Origin of the sequence: Atribacter laminatus (assembly GCF_015775515.1) — a bacterium.
Lineage (GTDB): Bacteria > Atribacterota > Atribacteria > Atribacterales > Atribacteraceae > Atribacter > Atribacter laminatus.
Genome location: NZ_CP065383.1, coordinates 2,115,866 through 2,131,970, shown reverse-complemented (window position 1 = coordinate 2,131,970; position 16,105 = coordinate 2,115,866). Strand labels below are relative to the sequence as shown.

General features: G+C 37.9%; 9 protein-coding genes. 3 read left to right on the top strand and 6 right to left on the bottom strand.

The window, feature by feature from the left end; all coding sequences use genetic code 11:
- Positions 1 to 9: 9 nt before the first annotated feature.
- The 3 genes from RT761_RS09560 to RT761_RS09550 form a co-directional block, all read right to left on the bottom strand.
- Positions 10 to 3,519 (bottom strand): PAS domain S-box protein, encoded by a 3,510-nt coding sequence (locus RT761_RS09560; protein ID WP_218111196.1) that lies wholly within the window; start codon positions 3,517 to 3,519, stop codon positions 10 to 12.
- 372 nt (positions 3,520 to 3,891) lie between these two features.
- A complete protein-coding gene (locus tag RT761_RS09555; protein WP_218111195.1) occupies positions 3,892 to 4,197 on the bottom strand; it encodes a ferritin family protein in 306 nt (101 codons plus the stop codon).
- 177 nt (positions 4,198 to 4,374) lie between these two features.
- Positions 4,375 to 5,715: a DUF2254 domain-containing protein gene (locus RT761_RS09550; protein ID WP_218111194.1), complete on the bottom strand. Its 1,341-nt coding sequence runs from the start codon at positions 5,713 to 5,715 to the stop codon at positions 4,375 to 4,377.
- 295 nt (positions 5,716 to 6,010) lie between these two features.
- Between RT761_RS09550 and RT761_RS09545 the strand changes: the two genes are divergently transcribed.
- The 3 genes from RT761_RS09545 (at position 6,011) to RT761_RS09535 (ending at position 12,711) form a co-directional block, all read left to right on the top strand.
- Positions 6,011 to 9,196, top strand: coding sequence for a transporter substrate-binding domain-containing protein (locus RT761_RS09545; RefSeq protein ID WP_218111193.1), 3,186 nt, complete (start codon positions 6,011 to 6,013; stop codon positions 9,194 to 9,196).
- 256 nt (positions 9,197 to 9,452) lie between these two features.
- A complete protein-coding gene (locus RT761_RS09540) occupies positions 9,453 to 10,514 on the top strand; it encodes a glycosyltransferase family 4 protein (protein WP_218111192.1) in 1,062 nt (353 codons plus the stop codon).
- The gene (locus tag RT761_RS09535; protein ID WP_343073746.1) at positions 10,495 to 12,711 is read left to right on the top strand and encodes an amylo-alpha-1,6-glucosidase; all 2,217 of its coding nucleotides are present in this window, start codon (positions 10,495 to 10,497) and stop codon (positions 12,709 to 12,711) included. The genes RT761_RS09540 and RT761_RS09535 overlap by 20 nt, the downstream gene beginning before the upstream one ends.
- Before the next feature lie 29 nt (positions 12,712 to 12,740).
- On the opposite strand, the gene RT761_RS09530 is transcribed toward RT761_RS09535, so the two are convergent.
- The 3 genes from RT761_RS09530 to RT761_RS09520 form a co-directional block, all read right to left on the bottom strand.
- Complete coding sequence (locus RT761_RS09530) at positions 12,741 to 13,502, bottom strand: carbohydrate ABC transporter permease (protein ID WP_246465343.1); 762 nt, start codon at positions 13,500 to 13,502, stop codon at positions 12,741 to 12,743.
- An 80-nt stretch (positions 13,503 to 13,582) separates the two neighbouring features.
- A complete protein-coding gene (locus RT761_RS09525) occupies positions 13,583 to 14,749 on the bottom strand; it encodes a M24 family metallopeptidase (protein WP_218111189.1) in 1,167 nt (388 codons plus the stop codon).
- 307 nt (positions 14,750 to 15,056) lie between these two features.
- Positions 15,057 to 16,088 (bottom strand): LacI family DNA-binding transcriptional regulator, encoded by a 1,032-nt coding sequence (locus RT761_RS09520; protein ID WP_218111188.1) that lies wholly within the window; start codon positions 16,086 to 16,088, stop codon positions 15,057 to 15,059.
- Positions 16,089 to 16,105 lie beyond the last annotated feature (17 nt).

Sequence of the window (16,105 nt, the reverse complement as noted above, 5' to 3'; positions counted from 1 at the left end):
AAATCCTAATTATACAGATAATATTTTCATCCTATCAATAAATAAATTAACCAATTCGGGATCAAATTTTTTTCCAGCGCACCTTTCGAGCTCTTTTAAAGCTTTTGCTTTGGAACAAATTCTTCCTTGGTTAAATCTATTCTTTCTGGTCATTTCATCATAGGTGGTTATAATGGCATTCATACGAGAAAGTAATGGGATTTCTTCTCCTTTTAAGCCTTGAGGATATCCGCTTCCGTCCCAATTTTCATGCTGAGATAATATAGCATAGGCTATTCCCGACAACTCATCAATGGTTCGGGCTATTCGATAACCAATTTCTGAATGCCTTTGAATGATTGACTGTTCTTCTTTAGTGAGAGGACCGGTTTTGTTGACTATCTCATCGGGTGATGCAATATTCCCTATATCATGAAAGGTAACTAAAAGGATTAAACGATCCAGGTCAGTTCCGGTAAGATTGACAGCCTCACCAAAGATTTGAGCCAAATTTTGAAGATAATCTATATGTTCATTAGATATATCGTTTTTCTTTTGAAGAGCTGATTTTAAAGTTAATAAAAAGGTGTTTCTTGAGCTCCGACTTTCAATGAGTTTATTCTGATACATATTATCTTCCGCTTCTTTGAATGTTTTCATAATGTCTTGGTCGACTTGGGTTTTTACTGAAAAGCCTATCGACATTGATAAAGGTATCGAACATACCTGAGTCTTTTTACATTGTTCTATAATCCTTTTTTTAATAGAGTCAATTTCTTTCACTGAAGTTTTTGGAAGAAAAATAACAAACTCGTCTCCGCCCCAGCGGGCGATTATATCTTCTTTCCGACATACGTTCTTCAATACACCCGATGATGTTTTTAGTAACTGATCTCCCATTGGATGGCCGTAGGCATCATTAATCAATTTTAAGCGATTGATATCAACCATAATAATGCCTATTGGAACCTGTCGGTCAGTGTCAAGTCGTTTGATTTCTTCTTCCAGATACACTCGGTTATAAAGTCCAGTAAGGGAATCATGAAAAGAGAGGTAGTTAACTCGCTCATTGGCTTTCCTCTGCTCGGTTATATCATGACCAATGCCTATCAATCCAATTACTTCTCCTTTTTCGTCAAATAAAGGAATCTTTGAAGATAGAAGAAAATGCTCTTCACCACTTGGCCGGACCAAACGTTCCTCTCTGTTGATTATGGGTTTTCCTTTATTGAGAACATACATATCATCTTTGTAAAATAGTTGTGCAACTTCTTGAGGAAATACCTCAAAATCAGTTTTTCCTAAAACGTCTTCTTCTCGTTTTAATCCCATATTTTCTAAATCAGCTGGATTAGCAAGTAGCTTTCTGGTTTCCCGGTCTTTTACATAAACAGCGTCGGGTAAATTATCAATTAAAGTTCGAAGAAGCGTCCTTTCGCGGCGTAATTCTTCTTCCATCTTTTTTCTATTTGTAATATCGTGACAAACGCAAAATATCAGCTTTTTCCCGTCAAATACTGCAGCATTACTGCTGATTTCGACATTGATTATTGAACCGTTTTTGTGACGATGTTTGGTTTCAAAGTGATCTCCAGCTTCACTAACCAATTGAGTTTGACTGAGCAACTGTTCACGTGTAAATTGAGCATCCCATTCCCAAACGTGAAGGCGGTAAATTTCATCCATGGTATATCCCAACATATCGGCAAATCGTTGATTAGCTTCAAATACACCGCCTTCTTGATCCATTACCACAATACCATCTCTGGATTGTTCGATTAATATTCTTCTCCGGATAGCTTCTTCTGCCAGTGTTTTTTCCGTCCACTTTTGTTCGGTAATATCCACAAAAGAATCCATAAAACAAACCGGCTGGTCCTCCTCGTTGGTAACCAGAGTAGCTGAGATTTGAACATCGAAAAAAGTACCATCTTTTTTCCTACCGGATAACTCTCCAAAAAATTCTCCTTTTTCTCTAACTTTGTTCATGACCTGTAATTTTTCAAATTCTTTCCCCCAAAAATACCTGACTGGTTTTCCCATCACTTCTTCTTTTTTTTCATAGCCCCATAATCGTAAAGCAGCTGAATTAACATAAGTTATCAAACCATTGAGGTTAGCCATTGCAATAGCATTAATGGAGGACTCGATTGCGGATTTCATAATTCTGAGGTCCCGTGTTATGGCTCGATTCATGGATTGATCACGGAAAGTAATGACAGCCCCAATTCTTTTACCAAATTGATCTTGAATTGGAGCAATACTCCCATCGATTGGCTTTGCTATGCCATTTCTGTCAATAAGAATGATGCTGTTGGTAAAGTTATGGATACCTTTGCCATTTAAAACCCCGACAATTTGATAATTATAGGAAAAATCACTTTTTTCATCTCTAATGGAGAATATTTCATCGATCATTCTTCCTTTAGCTTCGGTTGCTTTCCAACCAGTAATTATCTCGGCCATTGGATTAAGATTGGTGATAAATCCATTTTTATCGGTACTGATAACACCATCACCAATGGAATGAAGGGTGGCAGTCAGTCGCTCCCGACTTTCTCGCATTTCTCTTAAATAGCGATTCCTTTCTTCTAAAGAACGAGTAAGCTTTATGCTGCTGAATCCCATAACTGAGATCATTTTTGCCAAATTACTAACAAATGTTAAAGCCGATTGAACAATATCTCGGTTATAACGAGGAACTTGGTTCAGACAGGCAATATATTTATGTTCATCAAACCCATATTGCCTTGCTTGCGCTCGGAAGAATTCGTAATCAATCGGCTCATCATCATAAAAAAACTGCCCCAAGAAAAGATTACCCAGGGTTTTCCCTTCAATGACAATCGGAGTAGCAATGTCCCATATGTTATTTTTGCATTTATAGGCTTTAAAAGTGCCTTCTGGTATGTCCTTGGTTAATTGAGTATTACTCTCTTGACAATGCATTTTAGTTCCTGGGTGTCTATGGTGAAATCTTCTGCAGATTTCCTCATCTCCTGTTGACACTAACACCTTACCTTCTACATCAAGAAGGCTAATCCTAATTTTTGTGAGATTATAAAAATCATTGATTAAAGACTGAAGAGCAGGTTTGTCAATAAGGTCGGTTAATTTTAGGTTTTTTACGTCCTTTTCAATTATCGAAGGGGACATTAAATCGTGGTCTTTGTCTAGATCAGTGATTTCGCGGAAAATACATACTAAAATATTGGTCTGATCATAAAAGGAAGTAATTTCAAACCAACGATCTATGGGTTGAAAAAAATGTTCGAAACGAAGGTGTGTTTTATTTAGCCAAATTTTCTCGCAAAGTGAAATCCAATTTTCTACCGGGAAATCAATCTCAGCAAGGATATCACTGGCTTTTTTCCCGATGACTTGCTTTTGGGATAGACCAGTGAGTCGTTCCCACGGCTGATTTACTTCGATAAAGACAAAATCTTCTAGTTTTCCGTCGGTTGACAACTCTTCTCGGAAAAGAGCGATGCCTTCAGGATATTGTTCTATTGACAATAAATACTTTTGCTCCGCCCTCACACCATGGTCTCCTTATAATCAAAACCATCAATCATAAAGTATTACAAACATTACTTTAATGGTGAGTGATGGGAAAAATTGTTCTGTAGTTAGTTGCATCTTGAATTTTCCTTCATCATTAAGAAAGAATAATTAGAACCAACTAAATAGATTTTCCCCTTGCTTCTTGTGAGAAATTTCAAGGCAATAGGAGTCATCTTCACTTTTAATTTTCCCAATTTAACTTCATAATAGCCTTCGTCAAATTAAAACCGGTTAATATATAATTACAGTATTTATTTTCTTTTATTATAACATAGCCTTTTTAAATGAAATTATCTGTTTCTTTTTTGAGTTCTGAACTGATATACATCCAAAAGACTTTCTTTAAAGTTATTTTTTTAATTCTTTCAGAATTTCCTCAACTTCTTTAAACCCTTTTTGGTAAAACTCTTCCTCTTCAGGGTCCAATTCCCGTAGTAAGCGGAGAAATTCACCCACATGTTCTTTTTCTTCATTGGCAATATCAAGAAGGACCTCTTGACTTAATTTATCACTGGTGCTTTCAGCAGTTTGTTGATATAACTGAATAGCTTCAAATTCTGCTGCAATCATAAAACGTATAGCTCGCACCAACTCCTCGTGAGTCAGTTTTCGATCATTTTTAAGTAATGTAAACGGGTTACTAAATTCTGGCATTTTATTGCTCCTTTCTTTCTAATACTTTATTATTTTTCATTTTTAAATTAACGCATTCTTTTTCGGTAAGTAAATAAATGAATTGATAGAACATTAAATTCATCTACTCAATCAATTCATTTCTTTTATTTTATTATCCCATATTAGTAAAAGAAAAAACCAGGAATCAGGGTAAGGCTAAAGTTCACCTAAAACTTCAAGTAAGTCCAAATAACGGTTTTTAACATCTTTCTTATCAAGCTTTTCATATAAAGCAGTTTCACTCATTCGTTTTATCATTTCAGCCTGACGCAAGATCGATTGATACTGTTCTAAACTTCGAGCCTGAGCTGCGATCGTCTTTAGTGCTTCCAGTAAATGAATCGTCACCGCTACGCTTGTTTGACCATATTGTCGAATCTGGTCAAAAGCTGCATTTAACATTCCGGTAAAATTGGTAGGTTGCATTATTAAACGGAGCTTCCCTTCATCGTCACAATGAAATTGTGTTGGAAAATCTTTATGGATTAAATAGCATAAAGCTGCTCCAAGATAATCTATACAGGTTATTGCAGTAAAAGGATCATTAATGCCAGGGGATAACGCTCTTAATGCCACTTCCACCAATTGATGGATGGCAAATTCGGGGTCTTGATCTGGGGTTCGCTGAGATCCCAACCTAAAACAAGCAATGATTTGTCCGGAGGTTTCTTCTTCAAAATCTTTTGCACCATAAGCTAATACTAAAGATCCACCTGCTACAATAAATTCTCCCGGATGGTATTGAACATGCAAGATGAGTTCGTTCTGTTTTGCAATTTCTAACAATGAATCTTCGGCGATAGTTCGTAAGTATCCACTTTGAGGAGCAATGGTTGTTAAACCAGATTCATTTTTGACATTTTCAAAGATTTGTAACAATTCTCTTTGTTTTTTTTCATCAACCATACACTTTCTTCCCTCGGGAAATAATCTTTGAAGATCTTTTTCCAGCTCTCCAAATACCTTAGCAACAATTCGATCAGCTTGGATTGAAGTAGAGATGTGGTGAATGAAATAAATAAACACCCCAATATTAACCATTGCCAATACTATAGCGAAGCTTACCGATATACTTGGGGTAAACTTCTCTTCGCCGGTAGTTTTTATAGTTTGTAAAATCAATAAACAATAGATAAAAGTAGCAACAAACGTTCCTAGAACAATCTGATTACCTCGATCGGACATAAAGTTACGCAATAATCGAGGGCCAAATTGTGAGGATGCTAATGTGAGAACAACCATTGTAAGTGAAAAAACCACCCCAGCAACCGTTATCATGGAACTAGCAACGGTGGTTAAGACTGAACGAGCTCCTTCTGGATCACCAGCATACAATAGATCAAAAAATGGATAAGATTGAATCCATACTCTTTTATCTATTTCCTGCATGATAATAGATAATCCAACTGCCAATAAAACCATCAAGACTGGTATGAACCAAAAATTACTACTTATTGACCTCCAAACATAAAAAAGTTTTGTTTTCATTTTTTCCATATAGTAAAAATCCCTCATTTTTCAAAAAGTACTTTTCATACCAAACATTAAATTCATTCTTTTTGAAAATTTTACCACTATCTGATAAGTTACAAAAATATCTTAAAAATAAAAAGTTCTTTGAACTAAAATCGGATGACAGACTTGCTTCGCGGAGTTAAAAACCGATTTCTACCATTACAAATTTTTATACCAGGTTTTGTCTCCTACTGATATTTTTTCGTAATTAAAACTATATTAACGATAATATTGTAGAATAAAGTATGTTTTTAGATCTATATTTCTCATCCAAGAAATGAAAAAAATTCTGACCTTTGCGTGGTATATGGAAAAAGTGGTTTTTCTAACCGATTACCTAAAACCAAATTTACATAAGTGCCATCAACTTAAAAAATTTATCTTTTTGATGGTAATTTTAGTTTTGTCAGTTTTTTTATATCCAGATCTTGCCAATACCCAGGAACCAATCTTACTTGGATGCGAGATCAATTACCCCCCATTTTGCTTTGTTGATGTTGACGGTCAAGCCAACGGTTTCTCTGTCGAACTTATTCGCGCTGCTCTTGCCGCAATGGGTCGAAAAGCAGCTTTTCGAGTTGGTCCTTGGGCGGAGGTTAAAAGCTGGCTGGAAAAGGGAGAGGTTCAAGCCTTACCATTGGTAGGTCGCACACCGGAGCGAGAATCGTCTTTTGACTTTTCTCCCCCCTATATGTCTCTTCATGGCGCTCTTGTTGTTCAAGCTAATACCGAAGATATCCAAAATCTTGATGATTTAAAAGGACGAAAGGTAGCCGTAATGCTAGGTGATAATGCTGAAGAGTTCATTCGGCGTGAGAATATTGGAGCTGAAATCGAAACCACCTCCACCTTCAAAGAAGCCTTGCTTGGGCTTTCCCAAGGCAATTACGATGCAGTAGTTATTCAGCGATTGGTGGCGCTTCGTCTTCTACAAGAAACTGGACTGAAGAATTTGCGGATTGTCAACAAACCTATCGATGGTTTTCGTCAGGATTTTTGCTTTGCCGTTCAAGAAGGAGACCGTGAAACACTTGCTTTGTTAAATGAAGGACTAGCTTTAGTTATAGCTGATGGGACCTATCAATACCTCCATTCCAAATGGTTTGCTGCTATGGAACTCCCGACCAATCGTCGTATCATTATCGGTGGTGATTATAATTTTCCTCCATTTGAATTTATTAATGAAAACGGCTTACCCGATGGATTTAACGTTGATATAACTCGAGCAATTGCAAAAGAAATGGACCTCGATATCGAGATCCGCCTTGGTCCCTGGGCGAAAATTAGCGAAGATTTAATTAAGGGAAAAATAGATGCGATTCAGGGTATGCTCTATTCCCCCGAACGAGGCTTAATTTTTGACTTTACTCCCCCTCATTCCACTATCAGCTATGTCAGTATAATCCGTGTTGGTAAAGGAAGTCCCCCAGCATCTTTAGATGATTTAAAGGGTAAACAGATTATCGTCCAGCGCGGTGATATCATGCACGATTTTCTTCAAAAAAATGGTATTGCAGACCAAGCTATTTTTGTTGATTCACAAGAAGATGCCCTTCAGGTATTAGCCGAGGGAAATTACGATTGTGCCCTGGTTTCATTGAGAGCTGCTCTATACTGGATCGAAAAGCAAGGTTGGAATAATTTAACCCTCGGTCGAGAACCGTTTACAACCTCCGATTATTGTTTCGCAGTAAATCAAAATCAGAAAGCACTTTTAAGTCAATTAAACGAAGGGTTAAACGTTATTTCTAAAACCGGAGAATATCGTCAAATTTATGAAAAATGGATGGGCATTTATGACGTAAAAGCTTTAAAATTGATTACTATCCTGAGATACATCGCCGGAGTAATTATTCCCCTGCTGGCTCTGCTCTTTATTTTTTTCCTCTGGTCGTGGATGCTTCGCAAGCAAGTTAACATTCGAACTAATGAATTACATGAAAGTGAAAGACAAAAAGAACTTATTTTAAATTCTACAGACGAGTTAATTACTTACTATGATACCAGCTTACGGATCATTTGGAGCAATCGCCTCGCCACCGAATCTTTTGGAAAAACTCCGAAGGAAGTCGTCGGGCTACACTGTTATGAGTTGTGGCATCAACATCATGAACCATGTGATGAATGCCCGGTTCTAAAGGCGCTTCATGATAAAGCACCCCGTGAAGCCATTAATCAAACCTCTGATGGTCGTTACTGGCACATGCGTGGTTATCCAATTTTTGATAAAAACGGTCAAGTTGTCGCACTTGCTGAGTTTACCCGTGATATTACTGAAAAGAAAAAAATGGAAGAAGAGCATGCAAGGCTTCAAGCTCAACTCCTTCAAGCTCAAAAAATGGAATCAGTTGGAAGGTTGGCAGGAGGTGTAGCTCATGATTTTAACAATATGTTGCAAGCTATTCTCGGCCACGCTGAATTAGCCCTTAATCAAGTAGATCCTTTTCATCCCCTCCATGAATACCTCATTGAAATTTACCATGCTGCTGAACGGTCCGCTAATTTAACTCGGCAGCTATTAGCCTTCGCCAGCAAACAAACTATTTCCCCGAAGATTCTCGATCTGAACCAAATCGTTGAGGGAACCTTAAATATGCTGAGGAGATTGATCAGTGAAGACATAGAGCTTGACTGGTACCCGTCTAAGGATTTATGGTCGGTTAACATTGATCCTTCACAAATTGACCAAATATTAACCAATCTATGTATCAATGCTCGTGATGCTATTACGGGACATGGAAAAATAACCATCGAAACTGGCAATGCTTTTTTTAATGATAACTACTGCGCACAGCATTTTGGATATATACCCGGTGAATATGTTCTTATGTCGGTAAGCGATACTGGATGTGGAATGGATCAAGAAACTTTAGCTAATATCTTTGAGCCTTTTTTCACCACCAAGGGATTTGGGAAAGGCACTGGCTTAGGAATGCCTACTGTATATGGTATTGTTAAACAAAACAATGGTTTTATTAATGTTTATAGCGAACTCGGAAAAGGATCTACCATCAAAATTTATTTACCTCGATTTAAAAAGAAATCGGAGCCAATCCAAGAAGGAATATCAGATTTGGGGTTAAAAAAAGGGATAGAAACAATATTTTTAGTTGAAGATGACCAAGCCATCCTTAAAATGACCGAAAAAATGTTAAAACAATTAGGATACCAGGTCCGAACCGCTCAAACTCCCCAAGAAGCCATTAACATAGCACATGAGGGTATTAGTCCGATACATCTTCTTATTACCGATGTAGTTATGCCTGACATGAGTGGTCCTGAGCTCACTGAAAAACTCCAAACAGTATTTCCAAATTTAAAAGTTCTTTATATGTCAGGTTATACGTCCAATGTCATTGCACACCAGGGCGTTCTTGATGAAGATGTTCATTTCATTCAAAAACCCTTTTCAATAAAAGACCTCAGCACTAAGGTTCGTAATATTTTAGAAAATATCATTTAATTTTTAAATGCCTTTACCAGATTTTATTCAAAAAACTTATTCCTCTCCCTATTTCCCTCTCACTCCTTTGGTTTTTACTCTGGTGGATAAATTCTTTTCCCTTATTTCCCCTTCTCTGTTGAAATGTATTTATTCAACGTTTTCTTATAGGGCATTCGCTTCTCTCGTTTGTTTTTTTCAATACTTGACAATTTCATTTTGTTCAAAATAAAATATAAATTCATGAAATTTCTAAAAAAACCAGGAGTAAATGTTTATGCGTATTGCGCAAATTGCTCCCCTTTATGAAAGTGTCCCGCCTAAGTACTACGGTGGAACGGAACGAGTTGTGTCATATCTCACTGAAGAGTTAGTCAATCAAGGCCATGAAGTTACTCTTTTTGCCAGTGGCGATTCGATCACCAAGGCAAAACTCTTTGCAGTATGCCGACGTTCACTCCGCTTGGACAAACATTGTAAAGACCAACTGGCTCACCATATCCTTATGCTGGAGCAAGTTTTTCAACACGCTAATGATTTTGATATGATCCATTTTCATGTTGACTATCTTCATTTTTCACTTTCCCGACATCACCCAATAGATCACCTAACTACTTTACATGGACGTCTCGATATCCCTGATCTGATCCCTCTTTATCGAGAGTTTAAAGATCTCCCCTTAGTATCAATTTCTAACGCACAGCGAGAACCAATTCCCTGGGTCAATTGGCAAGCTACTATATATCATGGCCTCCCTGATAATCTTTATCGGTTTCGATCTGAAAAGGGAAAATACTTTGCCTTTCTGGGACGGATCTCTCCTGAAAAGCGCGTTGATCGGGCGATAGAAATTGCCAAACATATTGGTATTCCTTTGAAAATTGCCGCAAAGGTTGATCGTGTTGATTTAGATTATTTTGAAAGTGTTGTTGAACCTTTGCTGCGCGATCCTTTGATCGAGTTTGTAGGAGAAATTGGAGATGGAGAGAAAAACGAGTTCCTGGGAAATGCTTATGCTCTGTTATTTCCTATCGATTGGCCTGAACCTTTCGGATTGGTCATGATCGAAGCTATGGCTTGTGGCACACCAATTATCGCATATAATCATGGATCTGTACCCGAGGTAATAGAAGAAGGACATACTGGTTTTATCGTAAAAGACTTAAAAGATGCTATTGAAGCAGCCAAAAGAATCTCCGATCTCAGTCGCAAAAGATGTCGGGAGGTATTTGAAATGCGATTTACTGCCCAAAAAATGGCAAACCATTATTTGCAAGTATACAATAACTTGCTCTCAAAAAAAGGTATTAATTCGGAGAGTGGACCTTTTGATCGATGAAATACTCCGTATATCGGACAATTATTACATTCTTTCCACCTCATCAAGAATTGATGATCGAATTCGAGTGTTAAAAAATGGAGAAACATTTGCCGTTTTTGACCGTTTTGGAGATATTGATGAATTAGGTACCAATGAACTTGGTATTTACTACCATGACACGCGATATCTTTCGCAACTGATTTTAATGCTTGAGGAAAGTCGGCCACTTCTTTTAAGTTCAACCGTGAAAGATGATAATGCAGTTTTAGCCATAGATCTCATGAATCCTGATATATCTCGAATGGGAGAAATAGTGATTCCTCATGGAACAGTTCACTTTTTTAGATCAAAAATTCTTTGGAAGTCGACCTGTTATGAACAGCTTAGTATCCACAACTTTGGTCAATCAACTATTGATTTTTCTTTTTCTCTCAAATATGATGTTGATTTTGCAGATATTTTCGAAGTAAGAGGGACCAAACGACTTCAACATGGTCATCGATTTAAAGCCTTATTTCGAGAAAATTCAGTATGTTTTCGGTACCTCGGACTTGATGGGTTGATTCGTCAAACCTTGATTTTTTTTAATCCACACCCTTATAAACTTACTGAAACTGAAGCTTCCTTTCACATTCATCTTCAACCACGTCAAGAAATGAATTTTCAATTTACAACATTTTGTCTATCCAGCAAAATATCCCACGATAGCCAAAGCATCGAAGAACCTGATTATGCCTCATTTTCGATTATTCCTTATAAAAAAACGGTTAAAAAAGCATCGATTACTTTAAAAAGAGCCAAAAAGGTCGAGCCAAAAATTTATACTTCAAATGAACAATTTAACGACTGGTTAAACCGATCCCTTGCTGATCTGCATATGATGCAAACCGATACCAAATATGGGCCTTATCCTTATGCGGGTGTTCCCTGGTTTAGTACTGTTTTTGGTCGTGACGGGATCATTACCGCGCTTGAGTGTCTCTGGTTTAACCCTGGAATTGCTCGTGGGGTTTTACAATACCTTGCTGCAACTCAAGCAACCGAAGAAAACGATATGAATGATGCTCAACCAGGAAAAATACTTCATGAAACTCGTTCAGGTGAAATGGCAAATAATGGCGAAATCCCTTTTGGTCTTTATTATGGTTCAATCGACGCAACTCCACTTTTTGTCATGCTGGCAGGAGAATATTATCGACGGACAGGCGATAAAGCTTTCATTCGTACCATTTGGGATAACATAGAAAGAGCCATGAATTGGATCGACAATTACGGTGATAACAATCAGGATGGATTTTACGATTATATCCGCCACACTCCTCATGGCCTTGTTCATCAGGGTTGGAAAGACTCTCATGATTCCGTTTTTCATTCAGATGGTTCCGACGCTCCTCCACCCATTGCTTTATGTGAAGTTCAAGGTTATGTCTATGCTGCAAAGATTACAGCTTCATTTTTAGCTGAAGTCTTAGGATACGACCAGCGTTCTCAAGGGTTTGCTCAACAAGCTAAAAACCTCAAGAAAAAATTTAATGAAATTTTTTGGTGCGAGGACCTTTCAACCTATGCTCTTGCATTAGATGGCAATCAAAAACTCTGCAAAACACGAGCATCAAATGCTGGTCACTGTCTTTTTACTGGATTGGCTTATGAAGACCGGGCTGCCCTTTTAGGAAAAACACTAACTCATAAAATGTTTTTCTCTGGATGGGGAATCCGTACCGTTGCAACAACCGAAGCCCGCTATAATCCCATGTCTTATCATAATGGATCAGTTTGGCCTCACGATAATGCCCTTATTGCCCTGGGTTTTGCTCGTTATGGCTTCAAGGAAAAGGCATTAAAAATATTTACTGGCCTTTTTGATTCTAGCCTCTTTTTTGATTTACATCGACTCCCCGAACTCTTTTGTGGTTTTGACCGTCGTCCCGGTGAAAGTCCAACTCATTATCCTGTTGCCTGTTCCCCACAATCATGGTCAGCAGCAGTTGTTTTCAGTCTCCTTCAAGCTTGCTTAGGTCTTGAAATATTTGGTGCTGAGAAAAAAATCTCTTTTACAAAACCTTTATTGCCTGATTTTCTTCGGGAAATACAAATTACTGGCCTTCGCGTGAAAGATGCTATTTTAGATTTATCTCTCACCAAGCAAGATAAAGATGTGGGAATTAATATTATTCGACGGCAAGGCCCAGTGACAGTTGTGGTAATAAAGTAATAAGTCATTTGTATCACCATTATAAACCGCTATCCCTTCGCTGCTCCAAAGGTCAAACCGCGAATAATATAGCGCTGGAAAACCATCGCCACAATGACCGGTGGAATAATTGCCATGACACTCAAACCGGCTACTTGCTCCCAGGCAACCGTATCGGACATCACCAGACTAGGAATCACCACGGTAAGAGGTGTTACCTTGGTTCGGGAAAAAACCAAAGCCATAAGGAATTCATTCCGGGGAAGAATGAAGGAAAAAAATGCTACTGGGATTAATCCCGATCGCAACAAAGGAAGTATTATATGGGAAAACACCTGGAACTTGGAACATCCGTCGATAAGTGCCGCTTCTTCGATGGGTATTGGTATGTCCTCTAAAAATCCTAACAAAAGCCAGATAGCAAATGGTAGAACAAAAACCGTATTCCCTAAAATGAGTGCCGGATAGGTATCAAGCAAATGGATGTATTTGAAAAGAATAAACAATGGCAAAACCACCGCTATGGGGGGCATCATTTCAATGATCAGCATCCAAAATCCGTAGTTCTTCCCCTTTTTTAACAACTCTCTTAATCCATAGGCACCCATCGTACCCAGTATCAACGCAATACACATCGAAACAAACGCAATAATAAAACTGTCAATTAAGGCTTTCTGACCTCCCGATCGGAGTGCGGCTCGATAGGCATCAAAGTTGAATCGATTTGGAATGAATATGGGAGGCCGAGTGAAAAATTCTCCCTTTATTTTAAAAGACGTCGATATCATCAAAAAAAAGGGAAACAGTGTCACCAACAAAAAAATCCCCTCCCTGATTTCGGTAACCAATTTGCGAATTAAAATTATTACCTACCCATTTCAAGAATAGATGTTTATAAAATAATAAGATCCTTAAAGTCGGTGCAAAATTCCTCGACTCCATCTTTTGTGATCCGAACCACATCTTCCCAACGCAGACCAAAATGTTCTCGTTTTAGGAAAATATCGACACAAAAGGTCATATTTTCTTGTAGATTATAATCAGAATTGGCTTCGATCCAGGGATGTTCCCCCTCCATAAGCCCGACGCCATGACAAGGCCCATATATCATGCATTCTAATGCATCGTTCTTTTTGAGAAAATCTCGATAGAGAGTGTCAATTTTACGGGCTTCGATTCCGGCTTTTAAATTGCTGACAATCAGATTACGAGCTTCCAAACCAATTTTCATCAAATCTAAGACATCCTGTGGAGCTGGACCAAATACAACCGGCCGTCCGATACTTGAGGCGTATCCACCTAAACGGGCTCCAACTTGAATCTGTATCATTTCACCTTTTTGGATCTTTTTGTGAGTGGGCCGGGCAATTGCATGAGTAGAATTTTCTCCGGAAATGCACCACATCGGATAAGCTTCATTTTCTGCTCCAAATTTACGAATGAAATATTCTGATTCAGCAACTACTTCAATTTCACTCATCCCCGGTTGAATTTTCTTCAAAACATTGGCGAAAGATTTTTGGCTGATGTTATAAGCATTACGCATGATTTCAATTTCAGTTTCGCTTTTAATTTGTTTCATTCCGATGATTAATTTTTCTGCTCGAACGACTTCACAACGAAAATCTTGGGCTGTCTTAGTAATGGCTTCGTACACCGGGGTTGGCATCAAGGGATAACCAACAATCCCAATTCTCCGAAAAGAAGAATTATCAATGACCTCATTAAAAAGATCGGCAAAAGTTGTCAATGGAACACCAGGGTATTCAGGTTCTGATGATTCCCGATATTCCTTTAGTTTTAGGATTCGAGGTATTTTTGACCAGGCTTTGCTAAAGGTATAACTCTCCGGCCCAATCAAAAGTGAAGGATCCCCAACTTTGGAAATAAAAACTCCTGCAGATTCAAAAGATGGCCAGTAATCAGAAAAATATCGGACATACTGGGGTTCGGCTTCATCACCAAAGGTGATGACAATATCCAATTTTTCTTCTTTCATTTTTTCTTGAAGTGATTTCACTCGCTGAGCAAATTCATGTTGTGGAATTTGATTGATCATTCCTGACCTCCTTATTCCTTTTTAACATAAAAAATATTTAAAATACTTTTGAGAGCAATTTTTAATCTATTCGGTAGAGACCTTAATAAGAAATAACTTAATCTTCGTCCTGACCTTCTCCCATTAAGGGAGAAGGAATTATTGCGATGCGTCATCCCATACTTTCGCATTGTGAGGGCGTAAAATCCAATCCGTCCTCACAATGAGCACACTGAACGACATGGCGATCTCTGCCTCATCTGGTGCTGAGAAGGATATGGTTATCCTAATCTTATAATATTAAGGAATGAGTGGCAAATTTCTTTTTTCATATCTTAATATTTATAACGGATTTTCTTTCAATGATTTGGGTCTTAAGCAGAATTCTTTTTTTTTCAACCGGTTTCCCATCAATATAATCAATTAACATTGTCATCCCTTTATGGCCCATTTCCCTTTTTGGATAATCAATGGTGGTTAGAGGTGGTTGCGAATATTCTGAAAGGAGAATGTTGTCTAAGCCAATTAGAGACACTTGTTCGGGAATGTTGATATGCTTTTCAACAAGAGCCTTCATGGCTCCAATGGCCATAAGGTCCGAGGTGGCAAACAGGGCAGATGGAAAATTCATCGCATCAATTAGGCAAGACAACTTACGATAAGTTGCTTCGGTTTTTTGTACCTTGAGACCCTCTTCAATGATAATTTTATCTGGCTCAATAGGAAGATTATTCCTTTTTAAGCAGTCAAGATACCCATTGAGTCGATCGTGGAACATCGGCAATAGTAAGGGTTCGGAAAAGAAATAAATATTTCGATGACCACAATTAATTAAATATTGAATACAGATATAAACAGTCTGATAATTATCAATTTCTACCGATGGAATCAAGTCATTTTCGACTTTAATATCAATAGCTACAATAGGAATCCCTTTGGCCAGATAATGACTAATTTTCTCGTCTTCAACCGTGAAGGTGCAAACGACAATTCCATCGACATGATTGGAAAGAACATCTAAATCCCTTTGCAGTTTGTTTTTATTATAACTATTACAGGAAACAATCAGAGTATATCCTCTCCGGGTGGCGATTTTTTCCAGACCGTCCAAAATATCCGAATAAAATGGGTTGGCTATTTCAGGAATAGCCACTCCTACAGTCCTGGTTTTGGTTCCTCTTAACCCTCGAGCAAAGATATTCGGCGTATAATTCAATTTTTTAATTGCTTTTTGAATATTCATCTGGGTATTTGGACTCACTACACTTCTTCGATGAAAATAATTCGACACTGTTTGAGCCGATACCCCAGCTTCACGAGCCACATCCTTAATACCATGCTTTTTTTTAATGGAAATCACCCCACGCTACTCTTTTT

Excerpts from the sequence above, each read along its gene's own strand:
- RT761_RS09555 (WP_218111195.1), bottom strand. The coding sequence starts at position 4,197 with ATGCCAGAATTTAGTAACCCGTTTACATTACTTAAAAATGATCGAAAA.
- RT761_RS09550 (WP_218111194.1), bottom strand. The coding sequence starts at position 5,715 with ATGGAAAAAATGAAAACAAAACTTTTTTATGTTTGGAGGTCAATAAGT.
- RT761_RS09545 (WP_218111193.1), top strand. The coding sequence starts at position 6,011 with ATGAAAAAAATTCTGACCTTTGCGTGGTATATGGAAAAAGTGGTTTTT.
- RT761_RS09540 (WP_218111192.1), top strand. The coding sequence starts at position 9,453 with ATGCGTATTGCGCAAATTGCTCCCCTTTATGAAAGTGTCCCGCCTAAG.
- RT761_RS09525 (WP_218111189.1), bottom strand. The coding sequence starts at position 14,749 with ATGATCAATCAAATTCCACAACATGAATTTGCTCAGCGAGTGAAATCA.